Origin of the sequence: Sphingomonas sp. YR710, from assembly GCF_900101455.1 — a bacterium.
Taxonomy (GTDB): Bacteria; Pseudomonadota; Alphaproteobacteria; order Sphingomonadales; family Sphingomonadaceae; genus Rhizorhabdus.
In genome coordinates, this window is the sequence record NZ_FMZJ01000006.1 from 160322 (window position 1) to 181776 (window position 21455).

The following is a 21455-nucleotide window of genomic DNA, read 5'->3' on the forward strand; positions in this document are numbered from 1 at the left end:
ACGCCTCGTGACGCGCGGCAACGAATCGAGCGGTATTGCTCGAACCGGCAATCCGCCGATGCAATGCGGATCGTCCGTCTAGATATTTCCGCCGGATGCGGCCACCGCCCGTGCCATAAGCGGCGATCGTCCCGCGAGCAGAATGGCGTGCAGTGGGCCGGTGACATCCGAGACCAATATTTGCGTATTCGCGTCCATCAAGGCTGCTCCCCCTGTCCCGGTGGCGGGGATCAACTTCAGTCTGACCAGAGCGATATAACATTGGCGGGCCGCCCGCATAACGTTCATCAGATCGCCGATCACCCAGACATTTTCCATCAGATCCTGTGCGGCCACAAGCGCCGGAAGGGACTGTACGCCCGTTGTAAAACTCGCCGTTGCGGCATCGTTCCGTCCCTGGATGTGCGACAACAATCCATGGACGAAGCAACCCGTAACGATGTTGAGCGCGCTGACCCGCGCGAGCCGCACGAGATCCACATATCGAACTGGGATCGCAAAGAAACCTTCCGCGCGAACATAACGATCGCCGATGAGCGCAAGATAACCAGCAACGGTTGCCAGCGAGATCGTCCAGCGGGCGACCTCCCAGTCGGGCGTCTTGACACCGTTGAGCCGAGCCTCGCCGCGTTCGAGGAGCGCGGCACTGCGATCGAGCAACCAGTTGATATGCTGATCCTGCCCCTTGAGCGATGCCACCGGACGTTCCAGAAACCGGTGCGCAACGATCGTCAGCGCCGCGGCCTCTACGCAATAATTGCCGGCAAAGCGGGCGAACGCGGCTCGGGCTGCGATCTCCAGGACGACCGGGGACGAAAAGCGGGAATGGTTGAGCTGCACCTTGGCAAAGAAGTCCTGCGGCGTATCGATGCTGACCGCGTCGAAGAAAGCGCCCGTGAACATATGTTCCAGACCGTCTGACACCTCGGTGCCGCTATCATCGCGGATCGTGATATCGAACCGGTCGAGTTGCCGCAATTCCTCGATCGATAGCGAGGCCCTAAGGATCAATCCTGCCGGCCGCAGCGCCGGAATCTGCAAAAATGGCCTGTCGCCGATCGCGAACGTCAATTTCGCGCCGGAAATAATGTCGGGAAGCCGATCGACACCGGCTTCGAACGAAATGATCTGGTCGCTATCGTTTACCGAGCTACTTACGATAATTTCCGCAGCATTCGGATCTGAACTACGCACCGAAAATGTGCCCTCCCGACGTGGAGCGACGGTGCACGGAAAGGCGAGGTGCCATTCTCGGCACTTCCAGCCACGTTGAGGACGTCTGACGCGCCAATTTCACACTACTCATCCTCAACCTCACCGCCCCGAAACTCGCTCCCGGAAGGAGCAACCGCGACCTTCACGCCGCCCAGTCGTAAAAGCGACACGATTCAGCATTAAGCATATAAACTTACATATTCCTTAGGCGCCATACGCCGATTCGGCATGCGGGGTGTGCCCCCGATCACAACGCTGAGCCGAAATTGATGGTTCCCCCAATGGAAAATGGTCCATAATGGATACATAACCACAGGCGTGATCTTAAGGATATTTGGCGCTCGGCGAACACACCTCGCTTTGCCGCACAAAAATGTCGTTCCGCCTCCAACCTGCAGATTGATCGTGGCCGATCGTCAGATCAGGGCGCGTTGGCAGTCAATGCATTTCGCGGCCGTAGGCGATGCCGCCAGCCGCCGGGCCCCGATCGGCTGGCCGCAGCCGACACACAGACCATAAGTGCCCGCCTCCAGCCGCGCCAGCGCGCGCCTGACATCCGCGATCTCGATCACGAGGGCCGTATCAACCGCATCCAGCGCCTCCGCACCTTCAAGCTCGGTGGCGCGCTCGCCTGAATCGTCATCGACCGGCATCCGCCGCTCCTCCTCGATCCCGGCGAGTCTCACCAACAAGTCCTCAAGGTGTCGTTCCAGGGCCGGGGCAATGCCATCGGATGCCAACCTGTTCATGCCGCAAACTGCAGATTGCGGTCAGTATATCGATACCCGTCGCCCATGCCCTTACCCTGTCCATCCTGCATCACGCCTTGATAAGCGCGGCGTGTCATTTACCCTTTGCGCGGAATCAAATACGAGCGGCGGAGCGATTGCCGCGCGCAATCATTTGGATGCTGCGCGGGCAACGCCCTTTCCGCGCCGGAGATAGAATGTGCTGCAACGGCCGGACGATCTCGGGTTACGAATAGCGCCGGCACCGCTGGCGGCGGGGATCCCTGCCACCCCCGGCCGACTGACCAACTGGGCCACGGCCGCGATCGTCGTGGCCGGATTATGGTTTGCCCGCGGCGTGCTGATTCCGATCACGCTATCGATATTCCTGTCCTTCCTGCTGGCCCCGATCGTCGCGGGGCTTCGCAGGATCAGGTTCGGTCGGGTGCCATCGGTATTGTTTGCAGTCGCGCTTGCGCTCGGCGCGATCGCGGTGACCGGCACGGTGATCGCGTCGCAGGCGCAGACGATCGCCGATGATGCCCCGGGCTATGTGGTCAAGATCGTGGAACGGGCCAACAGCGTCCGCGACTCGCTCGAGCGGCGCTTCGCTTTCCTGACGCGGGAGAGCGGCGGCAGCGAACATCGCCGGGCCCAGCGCTCCCGCCTGCAGGGCGCCCGCGCCAGCACGCGCGCGGTTGCAATTCCGGTCGAGGTCCACAATCCGCCGCCAACCGCGATCCAGGAGATCATGGCGGTGGTCGTGCCCGTGCTCGGGCCGATCGAAACCGCGCTGATCGTTCTGGTCGTGACAGTCTTCATTCTGCTGCAGAAAGAGGATCTGCGTGACCGCCTGATCCGGCTGATGGGCGCGGCCGATCTTCATCGCACCACAATCGCGCTCGATGAAGGCGGCAAGCGGCTGAGCCGCTATTTTCTTTCGCAATTCGCCGTCAACTGCGCCTTCGGTGCCGTCATCTGGGGGGGGCTGTTCCTGATCGGCGTCCCCTCTCCGGGTCTGTGGGGAATCCTGGCCGGCTTGCTGCGCTTCGTGCCCTATGTCGGGACGCTGATCGGTGCGCTGGTACCTTTGGTGCTGTCGACCGCGATCGATCCCGCCTGGACGATGACAATTAGCGTCGCCATGCTGTTCATCATCGTCGAGCCGCTGGTCGGCTATGTTGTCGAACCGTTTTTGTACGGCCGTTCGACCGGGCTCTCGCCTGTGTCGGTCGTGGTCGCGGCGATCTTCTGGACATGGTTATGGGGGCCGGTTGGCCTGATCCTCGCGATGCCGCTCACGCTGATGCTCGTGGTGCTGGGCCGCCACCTGCCGGCCTTTTCCGTCTTCGATGTCCTGCTCGGCGATCGGCCGGCCTTATCGCCGACCGAAACCTTCTACCAGCGCGCCACTGCCGGACATCCCGAGGAGGCGATCGACCAGGGTGAGGATCTGCTCGAAGAAATTTCGCTGACGCGCTATTTCGACGAGGTGGTGCTCGGGGCGCTCCGCCTGGCGGCGAAGGATCTCGATCGTGGCGCCGTATCCCGATCGGCGATGGTCGCGGTGTGCGATACCGCCATCGAAGTGGTTGCGGCCTTTGCCGATCACAAGGACAGCCTGGCCGGCGACACCGATCTTGGTCCCTTGCCGGGGCCGACGGCCAAAGATCCCCATCACCCCGACCCGATTCCGCTTTCCATCCTGTGCATCCCGACACGCGGACCGCTCGATCGCGCGATATCGGCGATGCTGGTGCAAATGCTCACACAGCGCGGCGCCAACGTGCGCGAGGCCGATCGCGATGGTCTGCGTCGCCCCGATCTGGCCAATCTCGATTTGACGGGGTTCGATGTTCTCTGCATCGCAGGGCTGCTCGACGAACGCATGCTGCAGCGGTTCATGCCTCTCCGGCAGCAACTCGAGGCGGCCTGGCCCAGGGTCAAACTGATCATGGGCGTCCGGCGCACTCTCGACGACGAGATTGAGGGTGCGGCGGACTCGCTTCCAACCGGACATTATCTTCCCGGGACATTAAGCGAGATGTGCCAAGCCATTGCTCACATTCAGGCCAATGCTGCGTCCGAAACTGCGTCGGCCTGAACGATCTTATTCGTCGACGAGCTTCATCAGCCGCCGCTCGACCGGCGCCAGCACCGGGCCCAGATCGTGCCCGCGCTTCAACACGATACCGTTCTCGCCGATCAGCGCCCACATGCCTTGCTTGAGCCGCAGCGCCGGCCTTTTCTCGATCCGATATTCGGGGCGCTCGGCGGTCCGGCGAAACGCCGCAAAGCAGGCTGCATCCCGGCCAAGATCGATCGCATAGTCGCGCCACAGCCCTGCAGCCACCATGCGACCATAGAGATCGAGAATGCGGGACAATTCCGGGCGATCGAAACCGATCTGAAGCGGCCGCGCGCCCGGGAAATGGGTAACGACGCCCATCAGGCGCAGTCACGCTCCCCTGCTGCCCGCACTTTCGCCTTCTCGGCGTCTCGCTCCTCAATCAGGCTGGCAAGACGGCCCCGCATCGATTCGAGTTCGCATTTCAATATTTCGAGCTGCTGCGTCTGAGGATCGAACCGCTCGCTGCATTGGGTACCATAAGGCACGAAGCCGCGCTGATATTCGCGCGCATCGACGAGCATCGGCTTGGCCGGAATCCCGACCACCACCTGGCCTTCGGCGACATCCTTGGTCACAACGGCGTTGGCGCCAACGCGCGCGCGCGCGCCGACGGTGATCGGGCCGAGCACGGCAGCGCCCAGGCTGATGATGGCGCCATCGCCGATTGTCGGGTGGCGCTTGCCGCCATGGCCGTTGGTCGGGTTGGTGCCACCCAGGGTCGCCCCCTGATAGATCGTCACGTCATCGCCGATGACCGCGGTCTCGCCGATCACGACGAAGCCATGATCGATGAAGAAGTTACGCCCGATCTGCGCGCCAGGATGGATATCGATCGCGGTCAGCGCCCGCGACAGATGATTGACGAAGCGCGCGCAGAAATAGAGTTCGGCCTGAAACAGCCAATGCGCGATCCGATGCAGGCCAAGCGCCAGCACGCCGGGATAGAGCAGAATCTCCCAGCGCGACCGCGGCGCCGGATCGCGCGCCTTGATCGAATCGAGATAAGCGATCAATCCGTCCAGCATCGGGAGACCTTCGAAAGCACAGTGCCGAGACCATCATATAGATGGGAAAGCCGCCGGTTTAAAGATGTCCGCCTTTCCCGACCGTCATTGCACATGTTTCGGTACGGAACGGCCGGGTAGATCGGGCTTCACACCGCCGTTGCATGCACCGTCGCGGCGGCCTTGATAACGGCGGCGACCCGCGCCGCAGTCTGGATGATTTCGGTGGCAACACCGTGTTGGCGCAAGACCTTTTCATGACTGTCGATGCACATGCCGCAGCCGTTCATCGCCGATACGGCCAGGCTGAACAGTTCGAAATCGACCTTGTCGATGCCAGGCGATCCAATCACGTTCATGCGCAGCTTTGCCGGCAACTGCCCATATTCCTTGTTCGAGGCGAGATGGACGAAACGATAATAGACATTGTTCATCGCCATCACCGCCGCCGATGCGCGCGCCGCATTCGCGGCCTCCGGCGACAATTTTCCTTCGGCCTCCGCCTCGGCCGCATCGACAATCGGCTTGTAGCCGGTGCCATGGGCGCAGGCGAGCAGCAGACCATATTTGCGCTGATCGCCAAGCGTCTGATCGTTCAGCAGCGATCCGACGTTGAGCCTGATGTCCTTGGCATAGTCGGGCAGCGCATCGGAAAAGCTCTTGAGCGACATGATCGGCTCCTATGGTCTGAAATTCGAGTGGACAAGAAAAGGGGCGCGAAGGGGGGGACCTCCGCGCCCCGCATCTATCGCGCTACCGGGGGGAGACAGCGCGATGATATGCTTGAAGCGGTGGCTCAGGCCGCCGGCTTCAGCACTTCTTCGCCCGCATGCCAGTTGCACGGGCACAGTTCGTCGGTCTGCAGCGCGTCGAGAACGCGGATCGCTTCGGCCGGATTGCGGCCCTGGTTCAGGCCGTTCACGGTGACATGCTGGATCACGTTGTGCGGATCGACGATGAAGGTGGCGCGCAGCGCGACGCCAGCATCCGCATGGACGATGCCCAGCGCGTTCGCCAGTTCCTTCTTGTTGTCCGCAATCCACGGGAAATCGCACGCCGCCAGACGCTCGTCGGACTTACGCCAGGCGAAATGGACGAAATCGGTGTCGGTCGATGCGCCGATCAGCACGGCGTCGCGATCCTCAAGGTCCTTCTTAAGTTCGCCATAGCCGATGATTTCGGTTGGGCAGATGAAGGTGAAATCCTTCGGCCAGAAGAAGACGACCTTCCACTTGCCACCGGTATTGCCGGTATCGATCGTCTCGCCGCCGGGAAGCGCGGCCACGCCCTGCTGAACGGGCAGGACCAGAGCCGGGAATTTATCGCCTACGGTAAGCGCCATGAGGAATCTCCTTTGGGGTGGTTATAGAAATCGGTGCCGGCCTTCTGGCAGGGTGGATATAAGTGCGCAAATTGATTATTCCACGATGATTGATCGATCGAGGCAATGAATGGCGACGTATCTCCCTACCCTGAAACAGTTACAATATCTGGTCGCGCTCAAGGACCATGGGCATTTCGGCCGGGCGGCGGAGGCCTGCTTCGTCACCCAATCGACCCTGTCTGCCGGATTGCGCGAGCTCGAATCATTGATCGGGATCACATTGGTCGAACGCACCCGCCGTGTCGTTCGCTTCACGCCATTGGGCATGCGAATCGCCGAGAAGGCCCAGCGCGTGCTGCGCGAGGCAGAGGAGCTTGGCGATCTGGCCCGCGCCGCCGGCAAGCCGCTGTCTGGCGATCTGCGCATGGGCGTGATTCCGACGATCGCGCCCTTCCTGCTGCCGCGCATATTGCCGAAACTACGCACCGCATGGCCCGATCTGAAACTGTATCTGCGCGAGGAAACGACCAGCGCGGCCTGCGACTCGCTCCACCGCGGCCATGTCGACTGCGTGCTGCTGGCCTTGCCGTATCACTGCGGCGATATCGAATCGGTCGATCTGTTTCTCGACCGGCTGTTCGTCGCCTTTCCCGGCGATGACCTCGTCGATCCTCCTGCGGTAATCGCGGCCGACGGGATCGACGAGCGCCGGCTGCTGCTGCTCGAGGACGGACATTGCCTGAAGGATCATGTCCTTTCCGCCTGCAACCGGCCCGAGCTGCGCGCTGAAGCGGCCATGCTCGGCACTTCGCTGCACACATTGGTGCAGATGGTCGACAATGGCCTCGGCGTCACCCTGTTGCCGCAGATGGCGCTCGACGCGGGCATATTGAACAACACCGATATCATCGCCCGGCCGCTCGACGCCGAACACCCGTCACGCCGGATCGCGCTGGCGTGGCGACGGGGCAGCCCGCGCGACAAGGAATTCCGTCTGCTCGCGGATGCGCTGCGCTCGGCGGAATAGTCACCGAAAAATCGCGATCGGCGCAGTTTTCTGCCGGTTCGGCGCAACCGGATGCGACTTGTCACCGTATATTCACTGGCTGTGGGCAGGTTGCATATCGCCCTTCCGGCCCGGTGACGAGTAGCTTTGCGTACCAGATCAACCATTTCCTCGTCGTGCCGCCCGAAAGATCGGGCGCTGATAACGCCTTCGTAATGATCTCGCGGTTAGACTCGCCGCACGGTATTTTCCCATGGCGTGCGCTTCGTCACAGTCGCGGGACATAGCGTGGGCAAGATGGCGACAATCGCAGCGCGGAGAGCAAGACCATGATCAACCGGGGCTTCATTGCACAAGGCCAGAACAAGGCCATCACCGGCCTGCTGCTGGCCATCGCCCCCGGCACCGTCGCGATCGCCGCCGCCCTTTTTGCCCGGCGCCGCCGAGCCATCCGCAATGCCGAACCCGAACCGACCGAGATGGACTATGATCCCTCCGCCGATGCCCTTGCCGGAGGCCGGAGGCCCCGCCGCTGGGCGTGAAGGACAGCTGTTGGCTGTGATGGGTGCCGCGCTCGGCGATGGCAGCTACACGCCCAATCCCAATAAGGCCTTTAGCTTGGCCTGCGTCTCGACGAGAACAGGCGCCGACACCTTGCCTTTGAACGACGCCTGGCGCGCGCGCCAATCCAAACTCTTGATCTGGTCAGACAGTACAGCGCTCGGCGGTTGCTGGCTGACAACGACCTCGAATGGGTAGCCCTTGATCTTCGAGGTCATCGGACAGCAGATCATCATGCCCCGGATCTTGTTGTAGCGAGCAGGCGACAACACCAGCGCGGGACGGTGCCCAGCCTGCTCGTGACCTGCTTGTGGATCGAACTGCAACCAGACGATGTCTCCGGCTTCGGGAACATAAGCGCTCACCATGCTTCGTTGCCAACCTCCGGCCCGAAATCGACAAGATCGGGAAAGGTGTCCGGCACCATGCCGGCGAGCAACTGCTCAAGGTCGTAACTAGGTGCCGCGAGTGGCTCGATGATAATCCGGCCACCCTCCTCGCGCACGTCGACCGCCTGATCGATCCGCAGAGCCGCCGCGGCCATCACCGACGCTGGTATGCGCACCGAAGCGCTGTTACCCCACTTTTTGACGTGAACCTGCACGAGCGACTCCATGTATCGACATTCACGATACATACGCCCCTCAACCTTCAACGCAAAGCGAATTGGGGTTCGTGCCGTAACGGCTCAGTCGATGATGCAGCGTGATGGGTATGTCATCACCGGAACAGCGGCTCATTAAACGCCTTCAATTGACAGCTGCGGAGGGTGGAAAATAGCCGGACCGCTGCGTCATTGTCGGCACGAGGGCGGCGGTTACGCTTCGCGCCAACGATCCCACACCATTTTGGCGGACCAGACGGCAAGTCCTAGAACAATTATGCCAAGTGGCACAGCCGCCAGCCTCCATTCCGTGAGACACACTATCGAAAACCCGAAGAAAACCGCTGTTAGCAGCAGGCCACAAGCTATTCGGATAAAGCGCTCAATATGTCGACCAGTGATTCTCACACGTTATGATAGCAACTGATGCCAAGCATGGAATGCTGACGCAGACAGGCCGCCCAACGGCGGCTTGAAGAAAGCATCTCGCCTTTTGGGTCCGACTTGGGTCGATAGCCGTCCTGACGTTCGGGACGCACGCCCCCGCCCGGATCAGCTCTTCGACAGCGCGATCATCTTGCCCGAATAGACCACCGGCCCGGTCGGCGCCCCGGTCGGTGATCCGCCGATCGGCTCGACCGAGACCGCTATCGTGGTATCGAGCGCCGGATCGACCTTCATATGGCTGAGCGCGGCAGCGCCTTCCTTCGGCATCAGCCCGATCGATTTCGGCGCGGCCTTGCCGGCGATCACCCACAGCTCCAGGCTATGGCCCGGCCGGGGGCTGACATTGACGGGCACGACCCGCATCCGACCGCTGCCGGCATCATAAGTGACCAGCAGCGCCGGCGATCCGCCTTCGCTGCTCAGCGCCGCGATCTGCTGAGCAAAGCCTTGCGGGGCCTGGGCAATGATCGGCGCGGGCGGCGCAGGGCGTGGGCGCAGCGCCAGTCCGCTCGTCACGACCGCGAGCAAGGCAGCGGCGACCGTCGCGATCTTCCAACGCCATACCGGCTGATTGTCGTTCGCTGCGGGCCGCGTCGCCATGTCGATCCGCGACCACATATCAGCCGGAACGACGGCGTCGGGCGCGGTCAGCAAGAGCGGCGCCAATCGCTGCTGCCAATCGGCGACGAGCGCCACCGCCCCGGGATCGGTCATCAACCGGCGGGCAAAGGCGCGCTGCTCGGCCACATCGAGCGTGCCGAGCACATATTCGCCGGCGGTCATCGACAGGTCATCAGCCATCAAGGCACGCCTTGAGCCGCGCCAGGCTGCGATGCAGCCAGGATTTGATCGTTCCCATCGGATGGCCGAGCCGTTCAGCCAGTTCCTCACGGCTGTCGCCATGGAGATAGGCCGCGACGACCAGCTTGCGCTGATCGGCATCGAGCCGCCCGAGGCAGATCTGGAGCGCGGTCAGCGCTTCGGCCGACGGGCCTGCGCCACCGTCGACGATCATGTCCAGTTCGACGCTTTCGTCGCGGGTGCGGCCGGCGGGATGCGCGCGGCGATGCAGGTCGATCGCGACGTTGCGGGCGATCGTCGCCATCCACGTGATCGGGCTGCCGCGCGAGGCGTCATACCCTGCGGCGTTACGCCAGATCTTCACATATGCATCCTGCATCGCATCTTCAGCCATTGATCGTTCAGGCAATATACGCAGGATAATTCCGAAAAGTTTCGCAGACGTTCTCGTATAGAGGTCGGCATACGCCGCGCGGTCGCCATCGCCTGCCGCCAGCAGCAGATCGGCCAGATTTGCCTCGCTTGTCATGCCCTGCTCCAGCGCGCGGCGGCGATGTCATCGGCCTCGCGCGCATCGACCCACTGGCTGTGGCCGTCTTCAAAATACTCTTTCTTCCAGAAGGGCGCCCTGGTCTTCAGCCAGTCGATGAGGAATGCGCAGGCCTCCAGCGCCGACGCGCGATGCGAGGAGGCGGCGGCGGCCAACACGATTCGCTCCCCGGGCACCAGCCGGCCATGGCGGTGGATGATCGTGGCGCCGATCAGCGACCAGCGATCGACGGCATCGCGTGCGATCGCGGCCAGTGCGTCGTGCGTCATGCCCGGATGATGTTCCAGTTCCATCGCCGTCAGCCCCTTCCCGCCCCGCACGATCCCCGTGAAACTGGCCACCGCACCGCCGCCCAGCGCCTCGAGCCGCGCAAGTTCGCCGCCGACGTCGATATCGTCGGCAGTCACCCATATCCTGATCGGATCGGCGGCGATCATCCGCCGGTCACCGGCGGAAACAGCGCGATTTCACGCGCGCCGGCAATCGCGGCATCCGCGCCGACAAACGCCTGGTCGATCGCCGCTCGCAACCGGGCGCGATCGCCGAAGGCCTCGGCATAGCCGCCGCCGCGGGCCGACAGCCAATCGACGAGATCGGCCACCGTCACGATATCGGCCGGAGGCGATACCGTCTCGCGGCTGCGCCCGATCGCCTCACGCACACGCGCAAAATAGAGGATTTCGATCGCCACGCCCACCTGCCGTCAATCCATATGCTTTACGCCGACGCGCAGATAATCCCAACCCGTGATCAATGTCAGCGCCGCGGCGGCCCACAGGCTGAACAGACCCACCGATCGAACCCACGCCCAGTGCGGTATGGCGCCGCCGAGGATGATCGCACCGAGCGAGACAAGCTGGAACGTCGTCTTCCATTTCGCCAGTTTGCTGACCGGCACCGATACGCGCAAGCCCGCGAGAAACTCCCGCAAGCCGGACACAGCAAGCTCGCGCAACAGGATGACGAGCGCTGCGATCGCATCCAATCCCGCCACGTCCCGCGTGAAGATCAGCATGACGATCACGGCGGCAACCATGATCTTGTCGGCGATCGGATCGAGAAAGATCCCGAGCTTCGAGACCGCGCCCTGTGCGCGGGCCAGATAACCGTCAAAATAATCGGTGACTGCCATCAAGGCGTAAAGAGCAAAGGCCAATGCATATTCGAAGCGTGTGGGCGACCATAGCAGGAACACCAGAATGGGCACTGCGAAGATACGCGAGAGCGTGAGAATGTTGGGCAGGGTCAACATGCAATGCCTGCCTTAGCCCGGTTAAACCCTCGGGGGGAAGCGGGCGATTTGCCGCAATCGCGGAAATCGCCAGCCGCGCTCGCACGTTCCCACTTGGACCTTGGCGTTTCAATCGGCTATGGCGACGCCGAGACGATGCCCGGCGAGAACAACAGAAGGCGCAGTATCCCCGCATGACCCCATCATTCCGGCTTCTCGCCAAACGCCGGTTCCTGCCGTTGTTTACCACCCAGATGCTGGGGGCCTTCAACGACAACCTGTTCCGCACCGCGATGATCGTGCTGGTCATCTATGGCATCTACAACGACCCCGCGCAGGAAGCCGCATTCAGCGCCATTGCCGGCGGATTGTTCATCCTGCCGTTCTTCCTGCTGTCGGCCTTGTCCGGCCAGCTTGCCGATTGCCATGACAAGGCAACGATCATCCGCATCATCAAGACCGCCGAAATCGCGATCATGGTGGTCGGGGCGGGCGGATTGCTGCTGCACAACATCACGATGATGTTGATCGCCCTGTTTTCGATGGGGGCCCATTCGACGTTCTTCGGCCCGATCAAATATGCAATCCTGCCGCAGCATCTCGAGGAGGATCAGGTTCTGCCGGGAACCGGCCTGGTCGAAGCCGGCACCTATATCGCCATATTGGGCGGCACGATCGTCGGTGGCGTCATCTCGTCAACCCATGCCGCGGCCGGCGTCCTGATCGTCGCGGTGATCGGATGGTTCAGCGGCCGCCAGGTGCCCCCTGCCCCGCCGATGACCCAGGATGCGGGCGTGGATTTCCACATCATCCGATCCTCGATCAAACTCGTTTCCGATACGATGCATATTCCCCGACTGTTTCTGGCGATCATGGCGATCAGCTTCTTCTGGGCGCAGGGCGCAATCCTTGCCGCGCAATTCCCGCCGCTCGTGAAGAATGTGCTGGGCGCGAACCAGCAGGTCGCAACCCTGATTCTCGCCATCTTCTCGATCGGCGTCGCGATCGGATCGGTCGCGATCAACCGCCTGCTGAAGGGTGCCGTTTCGGCGCGCTTCGCACCGGCGGCCTCGCTGGGCATGGGCCTGTTCGTCTGCGATCTGTGGTGGACGTCGCACAATTGGCCCCCGGTTGCGGGCCCCTTGATCGATCTGCCGCAGTTTCTGCTGCTTCCTCGCGCGGAACGCGTGATGATCGATCTGCTCGGTATTGCGATATCGGGCGGAATGTTCGTCGTCCCGCTTTATGCGTTCCTCACGACAACAGTCCACAAGACCCAGACGGCACGCACCGTGGCCGCCAACAATATCGTCAATTCCGGGGCGATGGTGATGGCGACCGTCCTGCTCGCCATTTTCGTATGGTGCGGTGTTTCCGTGGCCGAAACACTGTTGATGGTGGCGGTGGCGAGCATAGGCGGCGCGACCATCGCCTGGAAGCTGCACAAGGCCTGCGACTAGGATCTGCTCCCCCGATACGCCCGGCGGATACACTGCGGGTCGAGCGCGTTTGGATCGTCGACGTGGACTGTGGAATGATTCCACCATAAGGCATCGGAAACCAAATGATGAGCTCGGACATCGCCGACTTGCCCGAGATCGTCAAACAGCCACCCCGCCCGAAATTGCTCCAGATCATGGGGCCTGGCCTGATCACCGGGGCGTCCGACGACGATCCCAGCGGTATCGCAACCTATAGCCAGGCCGGCGCGCAATTCGGCTTCGATCTTGGCTGGACGCTGCTCCTGAGCTGGCCATTGATGTGTGCGATTCAGGAAATTAGCGCCCGGATCGGCCGGGTCACCGGCCGCGGTCTCGCCGGCAACCTCAAGCAGCATTATCCACGCGCTATTCTGGCAGTGATCGTGCCCCTGCTGGTGATTGCCAATGTCATCAATATCGGCGCGGATCTCGGCGCGATGGCGGCGGCCCTCCAATTGCTGATCGGCGGGCCCGCCTTCGCTTATGTCGCGCTGTTTGCGGTCCTGTCGGTGCTGCTCGAGATCTTCCTGCGCTATTCCCGCTATGTTTCCGTTCTCAAATGGCTGACATTGTCGCTATTTGCCTATGTCGCCGTCGTGCTGGTGGTGCATACGCCCTGGCCCACCGTCGCCCATCACCTGATCCTTCCGCACATCAGCTTCACCGCATCCTATCTGACGGTGGTTGTGGCGATTCTGGGCACCACGATCAGCCCGTATCTGTTCTTCTGGCAGGCCGAGGAGGAAGCCGAGGAGACACGCGAGCGTGATGGTGCGAAGCCGCTTGAGCGGGCCCCCGAACAGGCGCCGGCCGAAATCCAACGCATTCGGATCGATACCTATATCGGCATGGGTTTTTCCAATCTCGTCGCCTTGTTCATCCTGCTGGCGACCGCCACGACCCTGCATGCCAGAGGCGTGACCGATATTCAGACCTCGGCGCAGGCAGCGCAGGCGCTGCTGCCGGTTGCGGGCCACTTCGCGTTTCTGATCTTCGCGCTCGGTATTATCGGCACCGGCATGCTGGCGCTGCCTGTACTTGCCGGTTCATCTGCTTTTGCCACCGGCGAAGCGCTCGGCTGGCATGTCGGCTTGTCGCGCAAACCACACCGCGCAAAGGCCTTCTATGCCGTGATCGCGGTGGCGACACTCATCGGAGCGGCTCTGAATTTCTCGCCGATCGATCCGATCAAGGCGTTGTTCTGGAGCGCGGTGGTGAACGGCGTGGTCGCGGTTCCCGTCATGGTGATGGTGATGCGGCTCGCCAGCCGCAGCGATGCGATGGGCGCCTTCACCATTTCGCGCGGATTGCAGGTCACCGGCTGGCTGGCGACGATCGTGATGGCAGCGGCGGCAATCGGCATGTTTGCAACCGCGGGCGTCTGACGGCAGCACTGGACGCGCGACGAAGAATAGCCAACAATCACGGCTTGAAGGAGATGCAGCGATGAAGACCCGTCATACCCTGGCTGCCATGCTGAGCGGCGCGATCCTTGTCGCGGCGCCGGCTTTCGCCGTTTCGCTGCCGCCCAACATTGCCGGCGCAGTAGCCGACACATCCCGCCCCGCCAAGGACAGCGATCGCGATGTGGCCCGCAAGCCCGGCGATATGCTGGTCTTCGCGAAGGTCAAAACCGGTGAGACCGTGATCGATTTGATGCCGGGCGGCGGATACTTCACACGACTGTTCAGCACCGCGGTGGGGCCGAAGGGCACGGTGTTCGCGGTGACGCCCAAGACCTTCGTCGATCGCCGCGCCGCGCGCCCGCCGACGGCGCCGCCACTGCCGCCGCCGGTCTCGTCCGAGCCCGGCCGTGGGAATGTTCATGAGGTTGACGGCACCGCAACCTCGCTGGCGACACCAGCACCGGCCGATCTGGTCTGGACGTCGGAAAATTATCACGACGTCCACATTTATGCCGGGGCGGATGGCGTCGCGGCGCTCAACAAGGCGGTGTACGCCGCGCTGAAGCCCGGCGGACTCTATATCATCGCCGATCATTCGGCGGCGCCCGGCATAGACGAGGCCGGCATAAAGGCCCTCCATCGCATCGACGCGGCAACGGTGAGGAAGGAAGTACTCGCCGCAGGCTTCGTGGCCGATGGCGAAACCAGCGCGATCGCCAACCCGGCCGACCCCCACACACTCAACGTGTTCGATCCCGCCATTCGCGGAAAGACCGATCAATTCGTCCTGCGTTTCCGCAAGCCCAAATGATCGGTGCGGTACTGTCGGGATCGGGAATGTTCCGCGATCCTGACAGCACCGGCATCAGGCGCGCGTTGGAAGCGAGCGATCCACCTGTGGCAGCCAACCCCGCATCAGATCCGGCAACTGGGCGACCACGAATCGCCGCGCCACATGCCAGAAGGCAGACAGCAGCAGCAATGCCGATCCGATGATCAGGGCGGTGATCCCAAAGGCAAGATCAACCGCACCCGCCTGTTCGATCAGGCTGCTGATCGCATAGAGGACATAGGCAAGCGCCGACACCATCAGCGCGCGGCGATCGATCGCCAGCGCGATGAGGCCGATGATCAGGTAAAGCAGGATCACCAGCCCTGCCCTGGTCGGGTCCGCCGAACCGTGCAGCAGGCCGAGCAGCGAGAAGATCGGATGCACGATCATCGGCGCGGCCAGCAGATGAAGCCAGAAGGCGACATCGGAACGGCGGGTCTGCCGCGCCGGATCGCTGATGTCCCACTTCATCGCCAGGCCGAACACACCAATGCCGCACAGCAGGATGACGATGGTAATCCTGTCACCGATCGCCGGGAAGGCCGCCAGCGCCAGCAGCAGCGCCAATCCCGCGACTGTGGCGGCACCGGCCGCAATCGTGATCGGCACATGGAAGCGCCGCCAGTGCAGCCATACCGCCCCGCCGGTCACCGCGGCCACGCCGCTGAGCAGCAATGCGCCGCTCCGGCTATGTTCCGGATCGATTCTGCCGACGAGCAATGTGCCCAGTCCCACGAACGTTCCGCCCGCAAAGGCCAGCAGCAACAGGATGCTGGGCAGCGCCATGCGCCGTTCCCTGGTAAAATATTCGGCGAGCCCCCAGGCGGTCGCCGCCACGAGCAACCCGGCCGCCGGCGATGGCCCGCCTTCGGGCGCGCCGATCCGCAGCGCATTGCCGATCCAGCCCACCGCCACCAGCATCAGCACGGCGGCGATCGATACGAATATGTCGTTGAAGCCGGTCAGCAGCCGGAAATGCTCTTCATCAACGATTTCGGTCGAACGCGATCGCGCGACAAAATCGCGGAATGCCGCAGCTTCCCGTGCGCTGAGCGCTCCGGCCTCCACCGCGCTATCAATATCCGACTCGCTGTACATGGCGTCGCTCTCCATAGCCTGCGAGCGCGATTACCATATGCGTATTAATACAGCAATACAGTTGCCACCCGACAGCGAGCGATCAGGCCGTGCCCTCGCTGTCGAGCGCATAGCCCGCCGATCGCACCGTGCGGATGATGTCGGGGCAGGTTTCGACGTTGATCGCCTTACGCAACCGCCGGATGTGGACGTCCACGGTGCGCGGCTCGATGTCCGAATCTCGGCCCCACACCGAATCGAGCAGCCGCTCGCGCGAAAAGACGCGGCCGGGATGTTCGAGGAAATGTTTGAGCAGGCGAAACTCGGTCGGCCCGAGCATGATCGGGCTGCCGCCCCGTTTTACGCGGTGGCTGGCCGTGTCCATTTCGATGTCGGCATAGGACAGGCGTTCACCCGCCAGCGCCGGGCGCACCCGACGCAGGACGGCCCCCACGCGCGCGATCAGTTCGCGCGGCGAGAACGGCTTGGTGATATAATCGTCGGCACCCGTTTCCAGTCCGCGAACCCGGTCCTCCTCCTCGCCGCGCGCCGTCAGCATGATGATCGGCACATTGGCGGTATCGGCCACCCTGCGCAGCCGGCGGCATACTTCGATCCCCGAAATGCCCTCGATCATCCAGTCGAGCAGCACCAGATCCGGCGGCGACTCGCGCGCGAGCAACAGCGCCTCCTCGCCATCGGCGGTGCGCTCGACTTCGAATTCCTCGCGCTCGAGATGCCAGCTGACGAGTTCGGCCAGCGCGGCGTCATCCTCGACCAGCAACACGCGCGCGCGCGCCATCAGAGGTCTCCCGCCAACGGATCGCCGCCGCGCGCACGCTCGATCATCTGCGTGCCGGTCGCCGCGAAATAGACCATCTCGGCGACGTTCGTCGCATGATCGCCGATCCGCTCCAGATTCTTTGCAATGAACAGCAGGTGCGTCGACGCGGTGATGTTATGCGGATTTTCCATCATATAGGTGAGCAAGGTACGGAAGATGCTGTTGTAGAAATCGTCGACCGCGCTGTCCCTGGCCGCAACCGCAACCGCCGCCTCGGCATCGCGCGCGACGAAGGCGTCGAGCACGTTGCGCACCATTTCGGTGACGATCGCGCCCATCGACGGCAGCACCGCGATCGCATCGAGCCCGCGTGCATCCTGCAGGGTGGGGATGCGCTTGGCGATATTCTTGGCATAATCGCCCATCCGCTCGACAACACCGGCGATCTTGAGCGCCGCCAGCACTTCGCGCAGATCGTCCGCCATTGGCGCACGCAGCGCGATCAGCCGTACAACGTGTTTTTCGATGTCGGTCTGAAGCAGATCGATCTTGCGATCGCCCTCGATGATCCGCGCGGCGAGATCGAGGTCGCGATTGACGAGCGCCTCGATCGCGTTGGTGATGGCGGCTTCCGCGCGTCCGCCCATTTCGGATACGAGCCCGCGCAACTGGCCGAGATCGTCGTCGAATGCCTTAACCGTATGTCCTGTCGTGGCCATCTTGATACTCCTCAGCCGTAGCGGCCGGTTATGTAATCCTTGGTCCGCGTCTCGCGGGGATTGGTAAAAATGTCCGAGGTGTCGCCATATTCGACGAGATGCCCGAGATGGAAAAACGCCGTACGCTGCGACACACGAGCAGCCTGCTGCATGTTATGTGTTACAATCACAATCGCGTACCGGCCGCGAAGCTCGTGGATCAATTCCTCGATCTTGGCGGTGGCGATCGGATCGAGCGCCGAACAGGGCTCATCCATCAGGATCACCTCGGGATCGACCGCGATCGCGCGGGCAATGCAAAGCCGCTGCTGCTGGCCGCCCGACAGAGCAGTGCCGCTTTCAACGAGCCGGTCCTTGACCTCTTCCCACAGACCCGCGCGTCGCAGCGACTGCTCGACGATCTGGTCCATGTCGGTCTTGCCGGCCGCGAGCCCGTGGATGCGCGGCCCATAAGCGACATTTTCATAGATCGACTTCGGGAACGGATTTGGCTTCTGGAAAACCATGCCGACCCGTGCACGCAACTGCACGACGTCCATCGACGGATCGTAGATATTCTCGCCGTCCAGCGTGATCTCGCCCTCGACGCGCGCGCTGGCGACGGTATCGTTCATGCGGTTGAGCGTGCGCAGAAAGGTCGATTTGCCGCAGCCAGACGGGCCGATAAACGCGGTGACATTTTCCATCGTCACATCGATCGATACGTCGCGGATCGCCTGCTTCGCGCCATAATAGACGTTCACGTTGCGCGCCTGCATCTTCAGCGGGCTGCCGATCACCGCGGCCTGATGCGCCGCGATCTCGTTCATGGTTTGCGTATTCATCACCAGCGTCTTTCAAAACGGTTGCGGAGATAGATGGCGATCGCGTTCATCGTCATCAGGAAGGCCAGCAATACGATGATCGCCGCCGAAGTCTTTTCAACGAAGCCCTTGGAGACCTCGTCCGACCACAGGAAGATCTGCACCGGCAGAACCGTGGCCGGATCGACGAGCCCCGTCGGTGGCGCCGAGATGAAGGCGCGCATCCCTATCATGAGGAGCGGCGCGGTCTCGCCCAGCGCGCGGGCCATGCCGATGATCGTGCCGGTCAGAATGCCGGGCAGAGCAAGCGGCAGCACATGGTGGAACACCACCTGCACCCGGCTCGCGCCGATCCCCAGCGCGGCGTCGCGGATCGACGGCGGGACCGACTTGATCGCGTTGCGCCCGGCAATCACGATCACCGGCATCGTCATCAGCGCGAGCGTCAACCCGCCGACCAGAGGCGCCGACCGCGGAAGGTGCATCACATTGAGGAATACAGCGAGGCCGAGCAGACCGAAGATGATCGATGGCACCGCCGCCAGATTGTTGATCGAAACCTCGATCAGATCGGTCCAGCGGTTCCGCGGCGCATATTCTTCAAGGTACAGCGCCGATAGCACGCCGACCGGGAAGGCCAGTACGATCGTGACGAACATCGTCAGCAGCGATCCCTTGAACGCACCCCAGATGCCGACCATCGTCGGATCGGTCGAGTCCGCCCTTGTCAGGAACGGCATGTTGAACACCGTCTGCAGCGATCCGCTTTTCCGCAGCTTGGCCACCGCGCCCTCACTCGCGGCATCGCCACGGCCCTTGGCCGCCGAGTCGATCGCGGTCGCCGCCGGCACCCAGATATCGACCTTGCCCTTCAAGATCTCGGGATTGGCAAGGATCGCGTCCTGCACGATCAGCCAGGCGCCGTCGGAGAGCAACCGCGCTCCGTCCTCACCGAACGCCTGATCGGCCGCCTTGCCGGTCGTGCCTTCGATATCGGCGCTGGCCAGAGCCGCGTCCTTGTCCGGTCCCTTGAGCAACGCCGGATCGAGAATGATGCTCGACGTTGCAAAATTGATCGGCAGCTTGACCTCGGTCTGCCGGAAACCGCCCGCCCCGTCGCCGATCATCGTGAACAGCAGAAAGGCCAGGAAGCTCGCCGAGAGCAGGACCGCACCCAGCCCGATGCCGCGAAACATCCGCTCGGATCGGTAGCGGCTGGCGATGCGCGATCGCATCGCTTTCGATTTCCAATCGGTCGGCGTGCGCCGGACCGGCTCGTTCACGACCGTATCACTCATAGGATTCCCGATATTTCTTCACCACGGCGAGCGCGATGATGTTGAGTAGCAGGGTGACGAGGAACAGCACGAGGCCCAACGCGAAGGCGGCAAGCGTCTTGGCGCTGTCGAACTCCTGGTCACCGGTCAGCAACTGGACGATCTGGGTGGTCACCGTGGTCACGCTGGCGAACGGATTGAGCGTCAGGTTCGCGGCCAGCCCCGCTGCCATCACCACGATCATCGTCTCGCCGATCGCGCGGCTGACGGCGAGCAGCACACCACCCACCACGCCGGGCAACGCCGCCGGCACCAGCACCCGCTTGATCGTCTCGGATGTGGTCGCACCCATCGCCAGTGATCCGTCGCGCATCGATTGCGGCACGGCGGCGATCGAATCGTCGGCCATGGAGGAAACGAACGGGATGATCATGATCCCCATGACGAGGCCGGCCGCCAGCGCGCTTTCCGACGACGCCCCCGGGATGCCGGCCCAGGCTGCGAAATTACGCAGCGCCGGAGCCACCGTCAGCGCGGCGAAATAGCCGTAAACGACGGTGGGCACGCCCGCGAGGATTTCGAGGATCGGTTTCATCCATGTCCGCACCTGCGGCCTGGCATATTGGGTGAGGTAGATTGCGCTCATCAATCCCAGCGGGATCGCGACGATCATTGCGATGATCGCGCCGATGAAGACGGTGCCCCAGAACAGGGGCACCGCGCCGAACGCGCCCGACGATCCCACCTGATCGGCGCGGATCGCGGTCTGCGGGCTCCAGACCAGCCCGAACACGAAATCGACAGGCGAAATCTTCTGGAAGAAACGCAGCGATTCGAGCAGCAGCGACGCGACGATACCGATCGTCGTGAAGATGGCGATCAACGACGCGCCGAGCAGGCAGATCATTACCACCCGTTCGACCCGCGTCCGCGCCCGAAAATCGGGCTTCAGCCGGAAGAAAGCGAAGGCACCGCCAGCCACGGCCAGCAGGACCGCCAGACCGAGACCGATCCACATATAACGCTGCGATGCCGCCTTGTAGACCGGTGCAAGCTGTTCGGATGCGGGATTGAACCCGGCCGCGACGCTGCCGTCGGCAAGCCCGCGCACCTCGGCGAGCACCGACGCCCGCTCCATCGGCTCGGCCGGCAATCCGGCGGCGGCAGGCGCCTGCAGCACGTCATGCAGGACAAGCCCCGGTGCCGCGAACGACCAGATCGCCAGGAACAGGCAGGCGGGGACGAGCACCCACAAGGCGACATACCAGCCATGATAATTGGGCCGGCTATGCGGCCGCGCCCCGCTGGCGGGCACCGCGAACGCCATGGCGCGCGCGCGCGCCGTGAACCAGGCGATCACGCCCAGCCCCAGCACCAGCACCAGAATCGCCGATGAAGACATCAGAAAATCAAACCCCCGTTTTCAAAGGCACACCCACAACCGTCACTCCAGCGAAGGCTGGAGTCGCTCCGA

At 62.9% G+C, this 21455-nt stretch carries 25 protein-coding genes; 6 read left to right on the forward strand and 19 right to left on the reverse strand.

All coding sequences use genetic code 11. The features are described from left to right. Positions 1-78: 78 nt before the first annotated feature. The gene (locus BLS13_RS09285) at positions 79-1194 is read right to left on the reverse strand and encodes a hypothetical protein (protein WP_093451565.1); all 1116 of its coding nucleotides are present in this window, start codon (positions 1192-1194) and stop codon (positions 79-81) included. A gap of 437 nt (positions 1195-1631) precedes the next feature. Continuing rightward, on the reverse strand, positions 1632-1901 hold the full coding sequence (locus tag BLS13_RS09290) for a TraR/DksA family transcriptional regulator (RefSeq protein ID WP_256325786.1): 270 nt from the start codon (positions 1899-1901) through the stop codon (positions 1632-1634). Between the two features lie 262 nt (positions 1902-2163). Between BLS13_RS09290 and BLS13_RS09295 the strand changes: the two genes are divergently transcribed. Continuing rightward, the gene (locus BLS13_RS09295) at positions 2164-4047 is read left to right on the forward strand and encodes an AI-2E family transporter (RefSeq protein WP_093451568.1); all 1884 of its coding nucleotides are present in this window, start codon (positions 2164-2166) and stop codon (positions 4045-4047) included. Positions 4048-4053: 6 nt separating this feature from the next. Here the strand turns inward: BLS13_RS09295 and BLS13_RS09300 are convergent, their stop codons facing one another. The 4 genes from BLS13_RS09300 to BLS13_RS09315 form a co-directional block, all read right to left on the reverse strand. Next, positions 4054-4392: a DUF2794 domain-containing protein gene (locus tag BLS13_RS09300; RefSeq protein ID WP_093451570.1), complete on the reverse strand. Its 339-nt coding sequence runs from the start codon at positions 4390-4392 to the stop codon at positions 4054-4056. Then, positions 4392-5099 carry a serine O-acetyltransferase EpsC gene (epsC, locus tag BLS13_RS09305; RefSeq protein ID WP_093451571.1) on the reverse strand — a complete coding sequence of 236 codons (708 nt, stop codon included), beginning with the start codon at positions 5097-5099 and terminating at the stop codon, positions 4392-4394. Before epsC ends, BLS13_RS09300 begins: the two co-directional genes overlap by 1 nt. 128 nt (positions 5100-5227) lie before the next feature. After that, positions 5228-5749 carry an alkylhydroperoxidase, AhpD family gene (locus BLS13_RS09310; RefSeq protein WP_093451573.1) on the reverse strand — a complete coding sequence of 174 codons (522 nt, stop codon included), beginning with the start codon at positions 5747-5749 and terminating at the stop codon, positions 5228-5230. Positions 5750-5874: 125 nt separating this feature from the next. Then, positions 5875-6420, reverse strand: a complete 546-nt coding sequence (locus BLS13_RS09315) for a peroxiredoxin (protein WP_093451575.1) — start codon at positions 6418-6420, stop codon at positions 5875-5877. A 109-nt stretch (positions 6421-6529) separates the two neighbouring features. Between BLS13_RS09315 and BLS13_RS09320 the strand changes: the two genes are divergently transcribed. Continuing rightward, positions 6530-7429: a hydrogen peroxide-inducible genes activator gene (locus BLS13_RS09320; RefSeq protein WP_093451576.1), complete on the forward strand. Its 900-nt coding sequence runs from the start codon at positions 6530-6532 to the stop codon at positions 7427-7429. Positions 7430-7737: 308 nt separating this feature from the next. Further along, on the forward strand, positions 7738-7950 hold the full coding sequence (locus BLS13_RS09325; RefSeq protein WP_093451578.1) for a hypothetical protein: 213 nt from the start codon (positions 7738-7740) through the stop codon (positions 7948-7950). Positions 7951-7995: 45 nt separating this feature from the next. On the opposite strand, the gene mazF is transcribed toward BLS13_RS09325, so the two are convergent. The 7 genes from mazF to pgsA all read right to left on the reverse strand — a co-directional run bounded on the left by mazF (position 7996) and on the right by pgsA (position 11623). After that, positions 7996-8337 (reverse strand): endoribonuclease MazF, encoded by a 342-nt coding sequence (gene mazF, locus BLS13_RS09330; protein WP_093451579.1) that lies wholly within the window; start codon positions 8335-8337, stop codon positions 7996-7998. Beyond that, complete coding sequence (locus BLS13_RS09335; RefSeq protein WP_256325787.1) at positions 8331-8573, reverse strand: AbrB/MazE/SpoVT family DNA-binding domain-containing protein; 243 nt, start codon at positions 8571-8573, stop codon at positions 8331-8333. Before BLS13_RS09335 ends, mazF begins: the two co-directional genes overlap by 7 nt. A 552-nt stretch (positions 8574-9125) precedes the next feature. Then, positions 9126-9821, reverse strand: a complete 696-nt coding sequence (locus BLS13_RS09340) for an anti-sigma factor (RefSeq protein ID WP_093451582.1) — start codon at positions 9819-9821, stop codon at positions 9126-9128. Continuing rightward, the gene (locus BLS13_RS09345) at positions 9814-10350 is read right to left on the reverse strand and encodes a sigma-70 family RNA polymerase sigma factor (RefSeq protein ID WP_093451584.1); all 537 of its coding nucleotides are present in this window, start codon (positions 10348-10350) and stop codon (positions 9814-9816) included. Before BLS13_RS09345 ends, BLS13_RS09340 begins: the two co-directional genes overlap by 8 nt. Then, positions 10347-10808 carry a molybdenum cofactor biosynthesis protein MoaE gene (locus BLS13_RS09350; protein WP_093451585.1) on the reverse strand — a complete coding sequence of 154 codons (462 nt, stop codon included), beginning with the start codon at positions 10806-10808 and terminating at the stop codon, positions 10347-10349. Before BLS13_RS09350 ends, BLS13_RS09345 begins: the two co-directional genes overlap by 4 nt. Then, entirely contained in the window at positions 10805-11062 is a 258-nt protein-coding gene (gene moaD, locus BLS13_RS09355) for a molybdopterin converting factor subunit 1 (RefSeq protein WP_093451719.1), read from the reverse strand. Before moaD ends, BLS13_RS09350 begins: the two co-directional genes overlap by 4 nt. Before the next feature lie 12 nt (positions 11063-11074). Then, the gene (pgsA, locus tag BLS13_RS09360; RefSeq protein ID WP_093451587.1) at positions 11075-11623 is read right to left on the reverse strand and encodes a CDP-diacylglycerol--glycerol-3-phosphate 3-phosphatidyltransferase; all 549 of its coding nucleotides are present in this window, start codon (positions 11621-11623) and stop codon (positions 11075-11077) included. Positions 11624-11796: 173 nt separating this feature from the next. On the opposite strand from pgsA, the gene BLS13_RS09365 reads away from it, so the two are divergent. From BLS13_RS09365 to BLS13_RS09375, 3 genes are all read left to right on the forward strand, one after another. After that, on the forward strand, positions 11797-13062 hold the full coding sequence (locus BLS13_RS09365; RefSeq protein ID WP_093451588.1) for an MFS transporter: 1266 nt from the start codon (positions 11797-11799) through the stop codon (positions 13060-13062). Between the two features lie 107 nt (positions 13063-13169). Then, on the forward strand, positions 13170-14468 hold the full coding sequence (locus BLS13_RS09370; protein ID WP_093451720.1) for an NRAMP family divalent metal transporter: 1299 nt from the start codon (positions 13170-13172) through the stop codon (positions 14466-14468). A gap of 61 nt (positions 14469-14529) precedes the next feature. After that, positions 14530-15300 carry a class I SAM-dependent methyltransferase gene (locus tag BLS13_RS09375; RefSeq protein WP_093451590.1) on the forward strand — a complete coding sequence of 257 codons (771 nt, stop codon included), beginning with the start codon at positions 14530-14532 and terminating at the stop codon, positions 15298-15300. Positions 15301-15354: 54 nt separating this feature from the next. On the opposite strand, the gene BLS13_RS09380 is transcribed toward BLS13_RS09375, so the two are convergent. The 6 genes from BLS13_RS09380 to pstC form a co-directional block, all read right to left on the reverse strand. Beyond that, complete coding sequence (locus BLS13_RS09380; protein ID WP_093451592.1) at positions 15355-16419, reverse strand: hypothetical protein; 1065 nt, start codon at positions 16417-16419, stop codon at positions 15355-15357. An 82-nt stretch (positions 16420-16501) separates the two neighbouring features. Then, positions 16502-17200: a phosphate regulon transcriptional regulator PhoB gene (gene phoB / locus BLS13_RS09385; protein ID WP_037524135.1), complete on the reverse strand. Its 699-nt coding sequence runs from the start codon at positions 17198-17200 to the stop codon at positions 16502-16504. Next, positions 17200-17901, reverse strand: a complete 702-nt coding sequence (phoU, locus tag BLS13_RS09390) for a phosphate signaling complex protein PhoU (protein ID WP_037524136.1) — start codon at positions 17899-17901, stop codon at positions 17200-17202. The genes phoB and phoU overlap by 1 nt, the downstream gene beginning before the upstream one ends. A gap of 11 nt (positions 17902-17912) precedes the next feature. After that, on the reverse strand, positions 17913-18710 hold the full coding sequence (gene pstB / locus BLS13_RS09395; protein WP_093451722.1) for a phosphate ABC transporter ATP-binding protein PstB: 798 nt from the start codon (positions 18708-18710) through the stop codon (positions 17913-17915). A 14-nt stretch (positions 18711-18724) separates the two neighbouring features. Next, positions 18725-20002, reverse strand: a complete 1278-nt coding sequence (pstA, locus tag BLS13_RS09400) for a phosphate ABC transporter permease PstA (RefSeq protein ID WP_093451593.1) — start codon at positions 20000-20002, stop codon at positions 18725-18727. Next, on the reverse strand, positions 19995-21383 hold the full coding sequence (pstC, locus tag BLS13_RS09405) for a phosphate ABC transporter permease subunit PstC (protein ID WP_093451595.1): 1389 nt from the start codon (positions 21381-21383) through the stop codon (positions 19995-19997). The genes pstA and pstC overlap by 8 nt, the downstream gene beginning before the upstream one ends. Between the last annotated feature and the right edge of the window lie 72 nt (positions 21384-21455).